The organism is Lachnospiraceae bacterium (assembly GCA_025758065.1).
Classification (GTDB): Bacteria; Bacillota; Clostridia; order Lachnospirales; family Lachnospiraceae; genus Enterocloster.
The window spans coordinates 325,666-343,520 of sequence record CP107199.1 but is presented as its reverse complement, the minus strand read 5'-3'; the positions used below and the strand labels follow the sequence as shown (position 1 = coordinate 343,520).

Genomic DNA, 17,855 nt, shown 5'->3' with positions numbered 1-17,855 from the left:
AAAAGAATGGAAGAAAACAAACAGAAAAAATCAGGATTTGTAACATTGATCGGACGCCCAAATGTTGGCAAGTCCACACTGATGAATCATCTGATCGGTCAGAAGATCGCGATCACCTCTGACAAGCCCCAGACTACCAGAAACAGGATTCAGACCGTTTACACTGATGACAGGGGACAGATCATTTTCCTTGATACACCGGGTATCCACAAGGCAAAAAACAAGCTGGGTGAATACATGGTCAATGTGGCTGAGCATACGTTAAAGGAAGTTGATGTGGTTTTATGGCTGGTAGAACCGACTACTTTTATTGGTGCAGGTGAGCGCCATATTGCAGAGCAGCTTTCTAAGGTAAGCACACCGGTGATACTGGTCATTAATAAGATCGACACTGTTAAGGTACAGGAAGAGATACTGACTTTTATTGCTGCTTATAAAGATGTATGTAATTTCGCAGAAATTGTGCCATTATCCGCTTTAAAGGAGAAAAATACAGATCTGCTTTTAGACCTGATCTTTAAGTATCTGCCTTATGGCCCCCAGTTTTATGATGAAGATACAGTAACTGACCAGCCAATGCGCCAGATCGCGGCAGAACTGATCCGTGAAAAAGCACTGCGCCTGTTAGATGATGAGATCCCTCATGGGATCGCCGTTGTTATTGAACAGATGAAAGAGCGTTCCAATGGCATTATTGATATTGAAGCAAGCATTGTCTGCGAACGTGAGTCCCACAAGGGTATTATCATCGGAAAAGGCGGCTCTATGTTAAAGAAGATCGGAACAGTAGCCCGCCGCGAGATCGAAAACATGATGGAGACAAAAGTAAATCTCCAGCTCTGGGTAAAGGTAAGAAAAGAGTGGAGAGACAGTGAGCTTTACATGAAAAATTACGGATACGACCAGAAGGACGTATAAAAGGAATCAGGCACAGAAAGATTCCAGGAGAACATGAAATGAGAAAGGAGGGCGCGGCATGAGGGATGTTTTAAATGTTACAGGAATGGTCCTTTTAAGTGCGCCCTCTGGTGACTATGACAGACGGCTAGTACTTCTGACCCGGGAAAAAGGAAAGATAACCGCATTTGCCCATGGTGTGAGAAGACCGGGAAGCAGCCTTATGGCAGCCAGCCGGCCTTTTTCTTTTGGAACCTTTCAGGTATATGAAGGCAGATCCGCCTATAACCTTCAGTCCGCGCAGATCACCAATTATTTTGATGAATTGTCTGCTGACATGGAAGGGGCCTGCTATGGGGCTTATTTTCTGGAAGTGGCTTCCTGGCTTTCTGATGAAAATATGGACGGGACAGAGTTTTTAAATCTTTTATACGTATCTTTAAAAGCATTAAGCAAAGAAGCTCTGCCCAACCCGTTGGTACGGCGCATTTTTGAGCTTCGTGCCATGGTCATTAACGGCGTGTATACACAGGAGCCGGAAGGAAGAGTGTCGGAGTCTTGTGTCTATGCATGGCAGTATGTCATCGCAACGCCATTAGGTTCCCTGTATACATTTACACTAAAAGAAGATGTCTTAAGGGAATTTTCCAGGGAAGTACAGCATGCCATGGAGGAGTACATACACCATGAGTTTAAGTCTTTGGAGATCTTAGAAGTGCTTGCAGGAGGCAAAATGACCAGTCCTATTAGCTGAAAATGCGCTAAAGGGCTTGAAATTATGCTATTCAAAGGATATAATATGCCATATGTCTGAAAGGAAAAAGAAGAGAATGAAGAAAAAACTTCTTGCAGCAGCTGTTGCTGTGACAGCAGTGCTTATGCTTGGAGGCTGTGAAGGCTTATCTGCAAAAAACGCAAAAGGACCAGAAACAGAAGAAAGCTGTCTTTATATTACAAAAGATGGCAGTATTCAGTGGGTCAGCGTGGAACATTATGAAGGCGGCAGTTATTCCAAAGAAGAACTTTTAGACTTTGCATCTGAAAAGATAAAGGAATATAATGAAGCCAAAGGAACAGAAAACTCAAAAGAGCCGGTGACTCTGGTTTCAGGAAGTCTGGAAAATGGAAAAGCGGTACTTATTACTTCTTATGACAGTGGTGAAAGCCTTGTGGATTTTGCCGGGGAAACAGGAGATGATACCATGCCATTTGCAGAGGTCAAGACCGGCACACCGGAGGAACTTTCAGAAGAGCTGAAGGCTGCAGGTATTGAGATCCATGGTTCTTTTGCTGTTGTACTACAGGGAGAAGGAATGGTACAGACAGAAGGAAAGATACTGGATGCAGACGGAAGCTGTACAGTCAATGACGGACATTTTATTAAAACAGGTTCCGGAACAAGTGTGATCGTAACTGAGTAGAAATGGCAGTTTACAGATAAGCAGATCATATAAAGAGAGGATACTGATATGGAAAAGACAATGGAAAAAATCGTAGCTCTTGCAAAAAACAGAGGTTTTGTATATCCGGGTTCTGAGATCTATGGCGGTCTTGCAAATACCTGGGATTACGGCAATCTGGGCGTTGAGCTGAAGAACAATGTGAAGAAGGCCTGGTGGCAGAAATTCGTACAGGAAAGCCCTTATAACGTAGGTGTTGACTGTGCTATCTTAATGAATTCCCAGACATGGGTAGCCAGCGGACATCTGGGTGGTTTCTCAGATCCTTTAATGGACTGTAAGCAGTGTAAAGAGCGTTTCCGTGCTGATAAGCTGATCGAAGATTACAACGATGAGCATGGTATTGAGATGGAAGGTTCTGTAGATGGCTGGTCCCAGGAACAGATGAAGCAGTACATCGAAGACAAGCATATCTGCTGCCCAAGCTGCGGTGCCCATGATTTCACAGATATCCGTCAGTTCAACCTGATGTTTAAAACATTCCAGGGTGTAACCGAGGATGCCAAAAATACTGTATATCTTCGTCCGGAGACTGCCCAGGGTATTTTCGTAAACTTCAAGAATGTACAGAGAACTTCCAGAAAGAAAGTTCCGTTTGGTATCGGACAGATTGGTAAGTCCTTCCGTAACGAGATTACACCTGGCAACTTTACTTTCCGTACCAGAGAGTTTGAGCAGATGGAACTTGAATTCTTCTGCAAGCCAGGTACTGACCTTGAATGGTTTGCTTACTGGAAGCAATATTGTATTGACTGGCTGCAGAAATTAGGCATCAAGCCAGACGAGATGCGTGCAAGAGATCATTCTCCGGAAGAGCTGTGCTTCTACAGCAAGGCTACTACTGACCTGGAATTCCAGTTTCCATTTGGCTGGGGCGAGCTTTGGGGTATTGCAGACAGAACTGATTATGACCTGACCCAGCATCAGACTGTATCCGGACAGGACATGACTTACTTTGATGATGAGAGCAAGGAAAAGTATATCCCATATGTAATTGAGCCTTCACTGGGTGCTGACCGTGTAACCTTAGCATTCCTGTGTGCAGCGTATGACGAGGAGGAAATCGGAGAAGGAGATGTAAGAACTGTTCTTCACTTCCACCCTGCTCTGGCACCTGTAAAGGTAGGTGTTCTGCCACTGTCCAAGAAGTTAAATGAAGGAGCAGAAAAGGTATATGCTGAGCTGAGCAAGTATTTCAACTGTGAATTTGATGACAGAGGCAACATTGGTAAGCGTTACAGAAGACAGGATGAGATCGGTACTCCATTCTGCGTAACCTACGACTTCGATTCAGAAGAAGACCATGCTGTAACTGTCCGTGACAGAGATACCATGGAGCAGGTTCGTATCCCGATCGCTGAGTTAAAGGATTACTTTGCTGACAAGTTTATGTTCTAATAATGTAAATATTATTTGCATCTGCCTTATAACATTATATTTAAATTTAAAATGCCCGCTTTCCTGTTATTGGGAAGAGGGCATTTTTTAGAATGATTTTATAAACGGGATCCAATAAGTATGGTATAATGAGCGCAGGGAAAAACAAGCGGCTGCGCAGCAGACATTTGTTTTTCACAAGCCATTAACGAACGAATCGCCTGCGAAAGTAGGCAGTAGAGCGCGAATGCGCGGGATTCGTGAGTATAAGATATAATGAGCCCAGGGAAAAAAACAAGACATTAACGAAGATCCCGCCTGCCACGGCAGGAATCAGAGCACACAAGCGGGGGGAACCTGAGTCTTGGCTGCGACAAACCGGAGGTATATCCATGAAATTAAAGACCCGCTTGGCGGTTGCATTTATGATCATCACTATTGTTCCTATGATTCTGATCTTTGTGTCCTTTTTTGCCATCAATGATCATCAGGCACGTTCCTTTACAAAAGAGTATGGACTGACAGAACAGGTAGATCTTTTAAGCGGAAATTCGACACAGGTGTTTAACCGTCTGACCCGCCGGGTACAGCAGGTGATCCGGGAAGAGCTGGATAAGAAGCCGGAATTATATGAAGATACAGGCCACTTAGATGAGGTTAATGCAGAACTTCAGAAGCATTACGCCTATCTGGTAGTGCGTAAAGGAACAGATATCATTTATTTTGGTGATACAGATGAAGAAAATAAGTCCCAGCTGTGTGAACAGCTGCCAGAATTTGATATCCTTCAGGGAGATTTAGAGGGTGGTATATACTTAGATGGTGAGAGCCAGCATCTTGTAAAGCAGATGGATTTTCAGTTTCCAGATAAGACAGAAGGAAGCGTATTTATTATTTCCAATGTGGATGATCTGCTGCCGGAAGTAAAATACATGATCAGGGAAATGCTCTTTTTAGGAGTCATGATCCTTCTGATCGCTGGAATTACCCTGACTTTCTGGGTCTATCAGTCGATCCTAAGCCCATTAAACAAGCTTCAGGAAGCCACAAAGAAGATCCGTGACGGCAATCTGGAATTTACCCTGGATGTGGATGCAGATGATGAGATCGGCCATTTGTGCCAGGATTTCGAAGAAATGCGTATGCGTTTAAAAGAAAGCGCAGAGGAAAAAATCCAGTATGACAAAGAAAGCAAAGAGCTGATCAGTAATATCTCCCATGACTTAAAGACTCCTATCACGGCGATCAAGGGCTATGTAGAAGGTATTATGGACGGAGTGGCATCTTCACCGGAAAAGCTGGATAAATATATCCGGACTATTTATAATAAAGCCAATGACATGGACCGTCTTATTGATGAGCTGACCTTTTATTCCAAGATCGATACAAACAAGATCCCCTATACTTTCTCAAAGATCAACGTTTCACAGTATTTCAGGGATTGTGTGGAAGAAGTAGGACTGGATATGGAAGCCAGAGGTATTGAACTGGGATATTTTAACTATGTAGATGAAGATGTGGTAGTGATCGCCGATGCAGAGCAGATGAAGCGTGTGATCAACAATATCATTGGTAATTCTGTGAAATATCTGGACAAGAAAAAGGGCATTATCAATATCCGTATCAAGGATGACGGGGATTTCATCCAGGTAGAGATCGAAGATAATGGAAAAGGCATTGCTGCAAAGGATCTGCCTAATATCTTTGACCGGTTCTACCGTACGGATTCTTCCAGAAATTCTTCTCAGGGTGGAAGCGGCATTGGACTGTCTATTGTGCGCAAGATCATTGAAGACCACGGCGGCCGTATCTGGGCCACCAGTAAAGAAGGGATCGGAACAGAGGTGCACTTTGTTTTAAGAAAATATCAGGAGGTTATTCAGGAATGAGCAAAATACTGATCGTAGAAGATGAGGAAAGCATTGCAGAGCTGGAAAAGGATTATCTGGAACTGTCAGGCTTTGAAGTGGAGATAGAAAATAATGGGACAGACGGCTTGGAACGGGCATTAAAGGAGGAATATGACCTGTTGATCCTGGATCTGATGCTTCCGGGAACAGATGGGTTTGAAATCTGCCGCCGTGTACGTGAGATAAAAAACACCCCTATCATCATGGTTTCCGCAAAGAAAGAAGATATTGACAAGATCCGCGGTCTGGGTCTAGGAGCAGATGACTATATTACAAAGCCATTCAGTCCAAGTGAGATGGTAGCCAGAGTAAAAGCGCATATGGCAAGATATGAGCGGCTGGTAGGAAGTGGCCAGCCGTCAAACGAGATCATTGAGATCCGTGGTTTAAAGATCGATAAGACTGCCAGAAGAGTATGGGTCAATGGGGAAGAAAAGACCTTTACAACAAAGGAATTTGACCTGCTTTCCTTCCTTGCCCAGAATCCTAATCACGTATTTACGAAAGAAGAGCTTTTCTCCAAAATCTGGGATATGGAGTCTATTGGAGATATCGCTACAGTTACTGTGCATATTAAGAAGATCAGGGAAAAAATTGAGTTTAATACAGCAAAGCCTCAGTATATAGAAACAATCTGGGGCGTAGGATACAGATTTAAGATATAATGAGTCCAAAAGAAAAACAAGCGACACCGAAGGTGGCATTTGTTTTTCTTGGACCATTAACGAAGGTTCCGCCTGCGAAAGCAGGCAGTGGAGCGCGAATGCGCGGGGAACCTGAGTATAAGATTTTATGAGTCCAAAAGAAAAACAAGCGACACCGAAGGTGGCATTTGTTTTTCTTGGACCATTAACGAAGGTTCCGCCTGCGAAAGCAGGCAGTAGAGCGCGAATGCGCGGGATTCGTGAGTGGACGAGAACACAGGGAAAAACAAGCGGCTGCGCCAGCAGAATGAAAAAGATATTGAGGGGGTAAAAATATGAGAACGATCGGGTTGATCGGTGGCATGAGCTGGGAAAGTACGATTCCCTACTACCGGATCATAAATGAAGAAGTAAAGAAGAAAATGGGAGGACTGCATTCAGCAAAGATCATTCTTTACAGCGTTGAATTTGATGAAATAGAAAAATGCCAGTCCGAAAATAGATGGGAAGAAAGCGGTGAGATCCTGGGAAAAGCTGCACAGGCACTTGAAACAGCCGGCGCAGATTTTATCCTGATCTGCACCAATACCATGCATAAGGTAGCACCTCAGATCGCGTCTATGATAAAGGTTCCGATCATACATATTGCAGATGCTACTGCAGATGAACTGGATAAAGCGCGTATTAAACGGGTAGGACTTCTGGGAACCAAATATACAATGACACAGGATTTTTATAAAAAAAGACTGGTGGACAGAGGAATCGATGTACTGATCCCAAAAGAGAGTGAAATAGAAACGGTAAATTCCATTATTTTTAATGAACTATGCGTAGGAACAATAACGGAAGAGTCCCGGAAAAAATTTCAGGATATTATTGAAAAATTGAAAGAAAAAGGAGCTGATGGTGTTATTTTAGGCTGTACGGAGATAGGCCTTTTGATCAGTCAGTCCGATGTTTCTATTCCTGTATTTGACACAACTGTGATTCATGCAAAGAGAGCGGCAAAGATTGCAATGGAAGATTAATTTTGAGACCTGTATTGGTGTTTAGGCACTGATGCAGGTTTTTTTGGCAGATGCCATCTATTTACACAGGGAAGAAGTTTGAAGCAAAGAAATTGCACCCGGAGCAGTAAGTAATGTGTTGGACGTATATATGATGATACCAGGGTCAAAAGGTCATAAATCCGTTGCAAGCTTGCTTGCAGGAGGATTTATGACCTTGGGACCCGCCAAAAACATGAGTAAGGAGCCATTTTTTGAAGAAAAATGAGCGGATTACGAATGTTTTTAGAATTGCGGGAGTGCAAAGCACGTAGCAATTCGGTATCAGAGGGGTCAAAATACCTTTTGACCCCAACATCATATGATGTGAGTGTCAAAAGTAAATTTTGCCACTTACATCATATATATTTTTTTGTACATAGTACCTATTCGCAAATACGAATCAACAACGCATATGTGAAAATGACAGAAAGTGGAAGCGCTTACACATGTTTTTACAGTAAAATTAACAAATTTTTTCAAAGTTTTGCCTCCAAAAGGGTTTACTGAAAAAAACTTTGTGATATAATAAACACGTTGGACGGACGAAATGAATCATTGGTTCTGTCCTAAGCTAAGCCGGCGGCAGTCAGGAAAAAAGGGACCTGACGGACTGCTATATTAGAGGAGGAAAAGACTTATGGCAACAAAGTGGGTTTACTTGTTCAGTGAAGGTAATGCAAACATGAGAAATCTTCTGGGAGGCAAAGGTGCAAACCTGGCTGAGATGACAAATCTTGGTTTACCGGTTCCTCAGGGATTTACAATTACAACAGAAGCTTGTACACAGTACTATGAAGATGGCAGAAAAATCAATGATGAGATCATGGGCCAGATCATGGAATATATCGGAAAGATGGAAGAGATCACCGGCAAGAAGTTTGGTGACAGGGAAAATCCACTTCTGGTTTCCGTTCGTTCCGGTGCAAGAGCATCTATGCCTGGTATGATGGATACCATTCTGAACTTAGGTTTGAATGAAGAAGTAGTAGATGTTCTGGCTAAGAAGTCCGGCAATCCACGTTGGGCATGGGACTGCTACAGAAGATTTATCCAGATGTTCTCCGATGTTGTTATGGAAGTCGGAAAGAAATACTTTGAAGAACTCATCGATAAGATGAAAGCTGAAAAAGGCGTTAAGCAGGACGTTGAGCTGACTGCAGAAGATCTTCATGATCTGGCTGAGCAGTTCAAGGCTGAATATAAAGAAAAGATCGGAAAAGATTTCCCAACTGATCCTAAGGAGCAGTTAATGGAAGCAATCAAGGCTGTATTCCGTTCATGGGATAACCCAAGAGCAAATGTTTACCGTCGTGACAACGATATCCCATATTCCTGGGGTACTGCAGTAAATGTACAGATGATGGCATTTGGTAACATGGGTGAGACCTCCGGTACTGGTGTTGCATTTACCCGTGACCCAGCAACTGGTGAGAAACATTTAATGGGCGAGTTCCTGATGAATGCACAGGGCGAAGACGTAGTAGCTGGTGTGCGTACACCTCAAAAGATCGACCAGTTAAAGGAAGTTATGCCAGAAGTTTATGAGCAGTTCGTAGGTATCTGCCATACTCTGGAAGATCACTACAGAGATATGCAGGACATGGAGTTCACCATTGAGGACAAAAAGCTGTACATGTTACAGACACGTAATGGTAAGAGAACTGCAAAGGCTGCATTAAAGATCGCATGTGATTTAGTTGATGAAGGCATGATCGATGAGAAGAAAGCAGTTAAGATGATCGATCCACGTAACCTGGATACACTGCTTCATCCTCAGTTTGATGCTGCTGCACTGAAGAAAGCAGAGCCTGTAGCTAAGGCACTGGCTGCTTCACCAGGTGCTGCCTGCGGTAAGATCGTGTTCACAGCAGAAGATGCAAAGGCTTGGAAGGCTAAAGGTGAGAAGGTAGTTCTGGTCCGTCTGGAAACTTCTCCTGAAGATATTGAAGGTATGAAGGCTGCTCAGGGTATCCTGACTGTCCGTGGTGGTATGACCAGCCATGCAGCTGTAGTTGCACGTGGTATGGGTACCTGCTGTGTATCCGGCTGTTCCGAGATCATTATGGATGAAGCGAACAAGAAGTTCGTTCTGGCTGGAAAAGAATACCATGAAGGTGACTGGATGTCTATTGATGGTTCTACCGGTAAGATCTACGATGGCATTATTCCAACTGTAGATGCTACTATTGCTGGTGAATTCGGAAGAATCATGGCATGGGCTGACAAATATAGAAGATTACAGGTTCGTACCAATGCAGATACTCCTAGAGATGCTGCAAAGGCAAGAGAGCTTGGCGCAGAAGGTATTGGTCTTTGCCGTACAGAGCATATGTTCTTTGAGGGCAACAGAATTGATGCATTCCGTGAGATGATCTGCTCTGAAACAGTAGAAGAAAGAGAAGCAGCTCTGGAGAAGATCTTACCTGAACAGCAGGGAGATTTCGAGAAGCTGTACGAAGCTCTGGAAGGCAACCCAGTTACCATCCGTTTCCTGGATCCGCCTCTGCATGAGTTCGTTCCTACTGAGGAAGAGGATATTAAGAAGCTGGCTGACGCACAGGGCAAGACTGTTGAACAGATCAAGGCTATCTGTGATGCGCTTCACGAATTCAACCCAATGATGGGACACCGTGGCTGCCGTCTGGCTGTTACCTATCCTGAAATCGCCAAGATGCAGACAAGAGCTGTTATCCGTGCAGCTATCAATGTTAAGAAGGCTCATGCAGACTGGAATGTTTGCCCAGAGATCATGATCCCTCTGATCTGCGATACAAAGGAATTAAAGTATGTTAAGAAGATCGTTGTTGAGACCGCTGATGCTGAGATCGCAGCAGCTGGTGTTGATCTGAAATATGAAGTTGGTACTATGATTGAGATCCCAAGAGCAGCTTTAACTGCTGATGAGATCGCTAAGGATGCTGAATTCTTCTGCTTCGGTACCAATGACTTAACCCAGATGACTTACGGATTCTCCCGTGATGATGCTGGCAAGTTCTTAAATGCTTACTATGATGCTAAGATCTTCGAGAATGATCCATTTGCAAAACTGGATCAGACTGGTGTAGGCAAGCTGATGGAAATGGCTATTAAGTTAGGAAAGGCTACACGTCCTGAACTTCATGTTGGTATCTGCGGCGAGCACGGCGGTGACCCAAGCTCCGTAGAATTCTGCCATAAGATTGGACTGGACTATGTATCCTGCTCACCATTCCGTGTACCGATCGCCCGCTTAGCAGCAGCACAGGCAGCTCTGGAAGATTAATTACAGAGATTAAAACAGGCTGATCGATTAAAAATTGTTATATAAGGGATAAAAGTGACAGCGTCGGAGGAAACTTCGGCGCTGTTGCTTTTGGCGGATGTATACAGAAAAAATCTTTCTTAATAAATCTTACGGAAGTTTGATATTTTTGTGAAACGCTTTACTGTATGAGGTGAAAATGCTATGCTGGGAACAGCTGGTGTCCCGGCTGCCAGATGCCTATATGTCTTTTCGTTCAGATATGCAGACATTATAGCTACTTGGCAACACTTTCATAGTAGAGAAAGGAATTATAACAAAAAATGAAAAAATGGATGAAGATCTGCCTGATGGCAGCAGCATCTGCTATGTTATTAGCAGGCTGCAGTACAAAGGATAATGCGGCAGGAACAACTGCAGTTGAAACAACTGCAAAGGTAGAAGATACAAAAGAAACAGAAAAAACAGATAAGACAACCCAGGCAGCAGTCAGTGAAACTACAGAAGCAGCAGAGGAAAACAGTGAACTGGATCTGAGGGCAGCTGCCGGAAAGCACCATGTAGAGATCAATGTAAAAGATTACGGCACTATTAACGTAGAATTAGATGGAGATGCAGCTCCTGTTACTGTTGCAAACTTCCTTGATCTGGTTGGAAATGGTTTTTATGACGGACTTACTTTCCATCGCATTATCAGTGGTTTTATGATCCAGGGGGGTGATCCGTTGGGCACTGGTATGGGCGGTTCTGAGCGTGAGATCAAAGGTGAATTTGACTCTAATGGCGTGAAAAATACATTATCCCATACAAGAGGGGCTATTTCCATGGCAAGGTCCCAGCGTAAGGATAGTGCAAGCTCCCAGTTCTTTATTGTGCATAAAGACAGCACTTTCTTAGATGGTGAATATGCCTGCTTTGGTTATGTAACAGATGGTATGGAAGTGGTAGATGCCATTTGTGAAGATACTAAGGTAGAAGATAACAACGGAACAGTTGCAAAGGAAAATCAGCCGGTGATCGAGAGTATTAAAGTGATCGATTAATGTGGCAGCTTCAGGAAAGGTTTCAAGAGAACATATACCTGAAAAGGGGTAAAAGAATGAGAAAAAATGTAGGAAAAAAGAAATTGCTTTTAACAGTCCTGTCAGCACTGGCATTGTCTTTAGCTGCTACCATAGGAGCTTTTGCAGATGAAAGTGATACATCCAGACTGGTTTCAGGCACAAAAATCAATGGAATAGGTGTAGGGGGACTTACACCGGATGAGGCGAAAAGCAGGATTGAAGGTTTTTATGCCGGGGAGTACAGTCTTCGCATAAAGGAAAAAAATGGAAAAGAGGAGAGCATTAAAGGTAGCGATATCGGCTATCAGGTAACGGTTTCCGGCAATATCCAGGAAATCTTAGACAACCAAAATGCTTCCGGTCGTGTGGCAGGACCTTCCGGGAATAATACCCACACAATGGAAGTGTCTGCCCGATATAATGAAGAAGCGTTAAACAGCAAGATAAGCGGATTATCCTGTATCAGTGACGGAAGCATTATAACTACGAAAGATGCATCTATTTCCCCATATGAAGAAGGCAAGGATTTTACCATTATCCCGGCAGTACAGGGAAATGACGTAGATCCGGAAAAGACAAAGCAGGTGCTCACAGCAGTGGTGAGATCCGGCAGTAAAGAAGTTTCATTAGAAGAAACCGGTTGCTACCGTACGGTTGGTGTCTGGGAAAACGATGAAAATCTGAAGGCTTTATGTGATGCCATGAACAGCCGCAGGAAAAAACAGCTGCGATATGTATTTGGAGATGCATCAGAAGTGCTTTCCGGTGAGACTATATCCAGCTGGATAACAGGAAGCAGTAATGGTCAGGTAACCTTGGATCAGGAGAAAGTTGCTGCGTTTGTGGCAAATCTGGCAGCGGCTTATGATACAGCAGGAAAGATGCGTACCTTTACAGGGGTATCTGGCGCTGAGTATCAGCTTACCGGCCCTTATGGCTGGAAGATCGACCAGGCAGGTGAGATCGCAGCACTTACAGAGCTGATTCAGAGCGGCTCTGTATGGCAGAATGGTGACAGCGCAGACAGAGAGCCTGTTTACAGCCAGAGTGCAGCTTCCAGAACAGGCAGTGACTGGGGAAATACTTATGTGCAGGTAGATCTGGCCGGACAGCATGTGTACATGATCAAAGATGGTGCCTGTGTGTGGGATGCTCCTTGCGTAACTGGAAATGTGTCAAAGGCATATACTACACCAGATGGTATCTACAGTCTGACTTATAAGGAAAAAGACCGTATCCTTCGGGGAAAGAAACTGGATAACGGCAAGTATGAATATGAAAGCCATGTGGATTACTGGATGCCATTTAATGGTGGTATCGGATTTCATGATGCTTCCTGGAGAAATAAGTTTGGAGGAACGATTTATCAGACAAGTGGAAGCCATGGCTGCGTAAATCTTCCGCCTGCAAGTGTTCCGGCCTTTTATGATATGCTTTATAAGGGAATACCGGTGATCTGCACACCATAAGAGATGAGATCACATCCCAGTATTGTCGGAATGTGGGCATTGCAGGGCAGAGCTTTTTTGCTGTCGGCAGGAACCGTCACTGTGTAATATGGACATACAAAAACAGATGGGACCATATTGGCTCCATCTGTTTTTAAAATTGCGGGAGTGCAAAGCACGTAGCAATTCAGTATCAGAGGGGGCAAAATACCTTTTGCCCCCAATATCGTTTTATATCGTTTCATCTGTTTCAGGTGTCATTTCCCCATATTCCAGAGTTTCTTTTAAAGGTACATTTTTCCAGGGAAGGATAGGCTGTAAGCGCATCTCTACAGTAATGTCTTTGCGGTTATACAGTTTGCGGAAGTTTGTGATGATGCGTTTTAATACCATTTCGCCTTTTTCAGCTGTTACAGTAGGAAGCAGGATCAGATACTGGCTGATACTGTAGCGGGTGAAAACATCACTGCACCGTAAGGAGTTTAAAATAGAGGTATTTAAGTGCTCCATAGCTTTTTGTAGGATCATGCTTTTTGGAACGTTTCCATCAATACCGGTAATGGTCAGCAGACACAGATAAATAGAATCACCGGTACGCTGGATGGAACGGCGCTCTAACTGGAAAAGATCACGAAATACCGGATATTCACAGTAGAAAGCCCCGCCGCTGCCTTCTTCGTTTAAAGCAGTCTGTATGGAGTCAAGATTGGTATTGATACCCCGTTCGCTGTTGCGGATGGTATTATACAGGTCCTTAAAATGTTCCGTTGGTGAAATGGAAAATTCATTATAAAACATATCTAAGGTGTTGCTGTATTCTTCTAATGCCTGACTTGTATGTCCGTCTTTAAATAAAGAATAGACCAGATAATAATGGAATTCTTCATCGAAGGGTTCAATCCCGATGGCTGTCTGGCAGACAGAAGTGATCTGTCCGTAAGCCTGTTTGTCCAAAAGCAGCTGAATGGTCTTGTAAACCAGCTTCTGGTACAGAGAATGATAATAAGCGCTGATGGGAATGACCCATGATTCATATTCTGATTTTGGTAGGAAGTCTCCCTTATAAAGAGCCAGGCCATCCAGGCACAGTTTAAGGCTTTCTTCAGCAGAAAGAGAACTGCTTAAGGCCTTGTTGCAGATGGATTCAAATTCATCAATGTCAAGGACTGTATGATATTCCTGGGTCCAGGCATAGGTGCCTCTTTGCTGGACTAAAAGCTTTTGTGGGGAGATTCCCAGTGGCTCTAACAGTTTGCGGGAGCGGAACATAAGGGTCTTTAATGCACCACTTGGATTGGCTCCCGTTTCATCTGCCCAGATAATGTGGATCAGTTCTGCAGGGCTGATCTCTTTTTTCTGGAAAACTATCAGATATTCCAGTAAGGCCCATGGCTTTTTTGACTGGTTTCTGTTATCGTTGATCTGAAGGTCTCCTGTTTTAATGGAAAAACCGCCAAGAGTTTGTACATAGATCATTGGTTTCTGATCAGAAGAAGATGGCATAATGACAAGTCTCCTTATCTATATAAATTTAAGATATGAACGTTAAATACATATCTTAAGTATAACTATGCGGTTTAAAAATGTCCAGTTTATTCCTGAAAAAAATACAAAAACCGTAGTGTTTTGTAACCGTTTTGTAACCACTGTCTGGTATACTGATAGTAGTATAGGTGTTAAAACCCTTTTGACACCTGCCCGGCATCATGGTATAAAATAGTAACCTATATAATAATGACTATATTGAGATGGTACGAAACAGAAAAGTGGGTGAGAAAATGTCAATAGCGAAAACTGGATCCATACCTAACTCTTATCGACAGGTTCATATTGCTGTTGATGATTTTGAAAAGAGGATCTTAAAAGGAAGAATCTATCATGAAAGCAAAAATGGTGGCATTGCTTTTTACAGCCTGTCAGAAATGGTGTTTGTGTTAGAGGAATTGTTTGATGAGATCCATTATCCTATGAAGAGTGTGGATCCGCGCAATTTCGGAAAAAAAGACTGGCTGGATCTGATGGAAGATGAGACAGAAAACCGTATGGAGATGTTAGAGCCTGAAAATACGGGAAAACTGGCAGATTTCCGTCTTCATGTACAGTACCGCTACTATGCTTCCTGGCAGGGAGTGATCGAACAGCTGGGCAGTGAAGTTAAAAGCCGTTTTGACAGTTTTATGGAGCTGATGGACTTTTTTGACCAACAGCTGGGATCAGGAGTTACCAGGCTTCCATATGGTCTTGGAAAAAAGATGTGTGAAGTAGCAGTGCGCAATTATGAAGACCATAATATGAGTGGTGATGTATCTCATCCTGCAGTAGAAGACCGCAGGATCTTCTATAATGAATTTGAATTAAGGGAAAAGATTGCAGAGATGATTGATCCTCTTCCTGAAAATGCAAAGGAACATTCTGTGATCATCCCGCGCAGCTTCTATGTGGAAAATGGAAATTATGGTCCGGCAACTTTTGTAGTACGTGTACTGTTCCGCAGAAATGCCACATGGCAGGGAACCATTAGCTGGAAGGAAAAACGCTGCCAGGTAAGCTTTAGAAGCTTTATGGAACTGCTTTTACTGATGCACGAGGCAGTGGCAAGATCCGGACAGTGGCAGAAAAAAACAGTGAAAAAGCAGATTTATACAGCATAAAGGAAAGAAAGCATGGAAGACAACAAAAAAAGCGGCAGAGGTACTCTGTGGAAAATAGTGGTCTGCGTTGCTCTTCTGGTGTTTTTAGTAAGCGGCGGCCTGACTTTGCACAGTTATCTTGCAGATAAAAGAGCCCAGGAAGAGTATGAACGTCTTGCAAGGGAAGCTGCCCAGACAACCCAGGAGACCATTACAATAGAAGAAACGGAAAAACAGGAACTGGAGACAGAACCTGAAAAAGAGGAATACCAGTCACCCTATGATTTTGAAAAATTAAAAGAGGAAAATCCTGATACTATCGGCTGGATCCATATTCCGGATACGAAGATCAGTTATCCTATTGTACAGGGAACAGATAATGATTTTTACCTGAAACATGATTTCAACGGGGAAGCAAGTGTAGCCGGAAGTATTTATCTGGATTATGAAAGCGAAGGAGATTTTGAGGGAAGAAATAATATCCTTTACGGACACAATATGAAGAACGGAAGCATGTTTAAAGATATTGTCCGCTATAAAGATCCTTCTTATTTTAAAGAGCATCAGTATTTTTCTATTTATACTCCTGAACGGGAGATACGTTTAAAGGCGGTATCCTGCTATTATGGAGAGGCAAAGCCTATTGTGCGCAAGACCCGTTTTAAGAGTCAGGAAGCTTTTGATGAGTTTGTAAAAGAGATGATCGCCCCATGCTCCTATGCAGAAACCGTAGAATACCCGGTGAAAGCACTGTATACATTTGTAACCTGCAGCTATGAGATCAATGATGCAAGAACTTTTCTGTTTGCTGTAGAGGCAGATGAAGAGGGAAATGAGATCACGGCGGATGAAGAGTATCAGCAAAAGATGACAGACCTGATGATCAAAAAGGCAGAGGAAGCAGAGGCAGTTTCTAAGGAAACTGGGAAAAAGTAGGAAAATATAGTGGAAAATATGGCATGTTAGAATAAAATTACTATTGGAAAAGCGGAGCAGTTATGCTATACTAAGCGGGCAAATGCTGATTTATATAAAAATCAGCAGTCAGGAAGGCTGTTTCGCAAAAGAAGCCAAGGAAAACGAAGAAGTCATACCTGGTAACGGGTATGGCTTTCATTTATGGTGATGTTACCACCAAGGTGACATGTCTGTTTGGTATGAAGACAGGTGTTTTTTGATATCAGACTTTCAAATTACAGGCATAAAGGAGAGAACAATTATGAAAAGAAATGTAATGAGAATAATGAGCCTGGCATTTGCTGGAATAATGGCAGCAGGTGCATTAACAGCATGCGGCGGAAGTAATACAGCAGCTCCAGCAGAGCAGACAAGCGCAGCGGGAGAAAGCACATCTAAGGAAGCTGCTGCTGAATCTGGCGAAAAGAAGGTTTTAAAGGTAGCAATGGAGTGTGCATATGCACCATATAACTGGACACAGCCAAATGATTCCAATGGTGCTGTACCGATCAATGACAGTAATGAATATGCTTATGGATATGATGTTATGATGGCTAAGAAGATCTGTGATGAGTTAGGATATGATCTGCAGATCGTCCGCCTTGACTGGGATTCACTGATCCCTGCTGTAAGCACAGGACAGGTTGACTGCGTTATTGCTGGTCAGTCCATTACAACAGAGCGTCTTCAGGCAGTTGACTTTACTGAGCCATATTACTATGCAACCATTGTTACCCTGGTTAAGAACGGCAGCAAGTATGCTGATGCAAAGAGCGTAGCTGATCTGGCAGGTGCTACCTGTACTTCCCAGCAGAGTACGATCTGGTATGATACATGCCTTCCACAGATCAAAGATGCTAATATCTTAGCAGCAACAGCAAGTGCACCGGATATGCTGATGTCTTTAAATGCTGATAAGTGTGATCTGGTGGTAACTGACCAGCCAACTGGTAAAGGTGCTTTAGTTGCTTACCCGGATTTCAAGCTTCTTGAATTTGGTGGCGGCGAAAATGATTTCCAGGTAACAGATGAGGACATCAATATTGGTATTTCTTTAAAGAAGGGTAATACTGAGTTAAAGGAAGCTATTGACAGTGTTCTGTCCAAGATGACAAAAGATGATTTCTCTGCAATGATGGATGAGGCAATTTCTGTACAGCCTCTGGCAAACTAATTGA

At 43.2% G+C, this 17,855-nt stretch carries 14 protein-coding genes; 13 read left to right on the top strand and 1 reads right to left on the bottom strand.

Translation table 11 applies throughout. The annotated features are described in order from the left end of the window. Positions 1 to 6: 6 nt before the first annotated feature. The 10 genes from era to OGM16_01535 all read left to right on the top strand — a co-directional run bounded on the left by era (position 7) and on the right by OGM16_01535 (position 13,111). A complete protein-coding gene (gene era, locus OGM16_01580; protein UYJ46997.1) occupies positions 7 to 918 on the top strand; it encodes a GTPase Era in 912 nt (303 codons plus the stop codon). A gap of 58 nt (positions 919 to 976) precedes the next feature. Beyond that, positions 977 to 1,651, top strand: coding sequence for a DNA repair protein RecO (gene recO, locus OGM16_01575; protein ID UYJ46996.1), 675 nt, complete (start codon positions 977 to 979; stop codon positions 1,649 to 1,651). Positions 1,652 to 1,727: 76 nt separating this feature from the next. Then, entirely contained in the window at positions 1,728 to 2,318 is a 591-nt protein-coding gene (locus OGM16_01570; GenBank protein UYJ46995.1) for a hypothetical protein, read from the top strand. A gap of 48 nt (positions 2,319 to 2,366) precedes the next feature. Further along, a complete protein-coding gene (locus tag OGM16_01565; protein ID UYJ46994.1) occupies positions 2,367 to 3,755 on the top strand; it encodes a glycine--tRNA ligase in 1,389 nt (462 codons plus the stop codon). A 371-nt stretch (positions 3,756 to 4,126) separates the two neighbouring features. Continuing rightward, positions 4,127 to 5,623: a HAMP domain-containing histidine kinase gene (locus OGM16_01560; protein ID UYJ46993.1), complete on the top strand. Its 1,497-nt coding sequence runs from the start codon at positions 4,127 to 4,129 to the stop codon at positions 5,621 to 5,623. Next, entirely contained in the window at positions 5,620 to 6,309 is a 690-nt protein-coding gene (locus OGM16_01555) for a response regulator transcription factor (protein UYJ46992.1), read from the top strand. The genes OGM16_01560 and OGM16_01555 overlap by 4 nt, the downstream gene beginning before the upstream one ends. A 314-nt stretch (positions 6,310 to 6,623) precedes the next feature. Then, positions 6,624 to 7,316, top strand: a complete 693-nt coding sequence (locus OGM16_01550) for an aspartate/glutamate racemase family protein (protein UYJ46991.1) — start codon at positions 6,624 to 6,626, stop codon at positions 7,314 to 7,316. Between the two features lie 658 nt (positions 7,317 to 7,974). Then, positions 7,975 to 10,599: a pyruvate, phosphate dikinase gene (gene ppdK, locus OGM16_01545; GenBank protein ID UYJ46990.1), complete on the top strand. Its 2,625-nt coding sequence runs from the start codon at positions 7,975 to 7,977 to the stop codon at positions 10,597 to 10,599. 302 nt (positions 10,600 to 10,901) lie between these two features. Next, on the top strand, positions 10,902 to 11,621 hold the full coding sequence (locus tag OGM16_01540; protein ID UYJ46989.1) for a peptidylprolyl isomerase: 720 nt from the start codon (positions 10,902 to 10,904) through the stop codon (positions 11,619 to 11,621). 56 nt (positions 11,622 to 11,677) lie between these two features. Then, positions 11,678 to 13,111: a L,D-transpeptidase/peptidoglycan binding protein gene (locus tag OGM16_01535; GenBank protein ID UYJ46988.1), complete on the top strand. Its 1,434-nt coding sequence runs from the start codon at positions 11,678 to 11,680 to the stop codon at positions 13,109 to 13,111. Positions 13,112 to 13,321: 210 nt separating this feature from the next. On the opposite strand, the gene OGM16_01530 is transcribed toward OGM16_01535, so the two are convergent. Beyond that, the gene (locus OGM16_01530) at positions 13,322 to 14,593 is read right to left on the bottom strand and encodes an SARP family transcriptional regulator (protein ID UYJ46987.1); all 1,272 of its coding nucleotides are present in this window, start codon (positions 14,591 to 14,593) and stop codon (positions 13,322 to 13,324) included. 275 nt (positions 14,594 to 14,868) lie between these two features. Here OGM16_01530 and OGM16_01525 point away from each other — a divergent pair, with 275 nt between their 5' ends. From OGM16_01525 to OGM16_01515, 3 genes are all read left to right on the top strand, one after another. Continuing rightward, positions 14,869 to 15,741, top strand: coding sequence for a hypothetical protein (locus OGM16_01525; GenBank protein ID UYJ46986.1), 873 nt, complete (start codon positions 14,869 to 14,871; stop codon positions 15,739 to 15,741). A gap of 12 nt (positions 15,742 to 15,753) precedes the next feature. Continuing rightward, positions 15,754 to 16,656, top strand: coding sequence for a class B sortase (gene srtB, locus OGM16_01520; GenBank protein UYJ46985.1), 903 nt, complete (start codon positions 15,754 to 15,756; stop codon positions 16,654 to 16,656). Positions 16,657 to 16,939: 283 nt separating this feature from the next. Further along, positions 16,940 to 17,851 carry a transporter substrate-binding domain-containing protein gene (locus tag OGM16_01515; GenBank protein UYJ46984.1) on the top strand — a complete coding sequence of 304 codons (912 nt, stop codon included), beginning with the start codon at positions 16,940 to 16,942 and terminating at the stop codon, positions 17,849 to 17,851. Positions 17,852 to 17,855 lie beyond the last annotated feature (4 nt).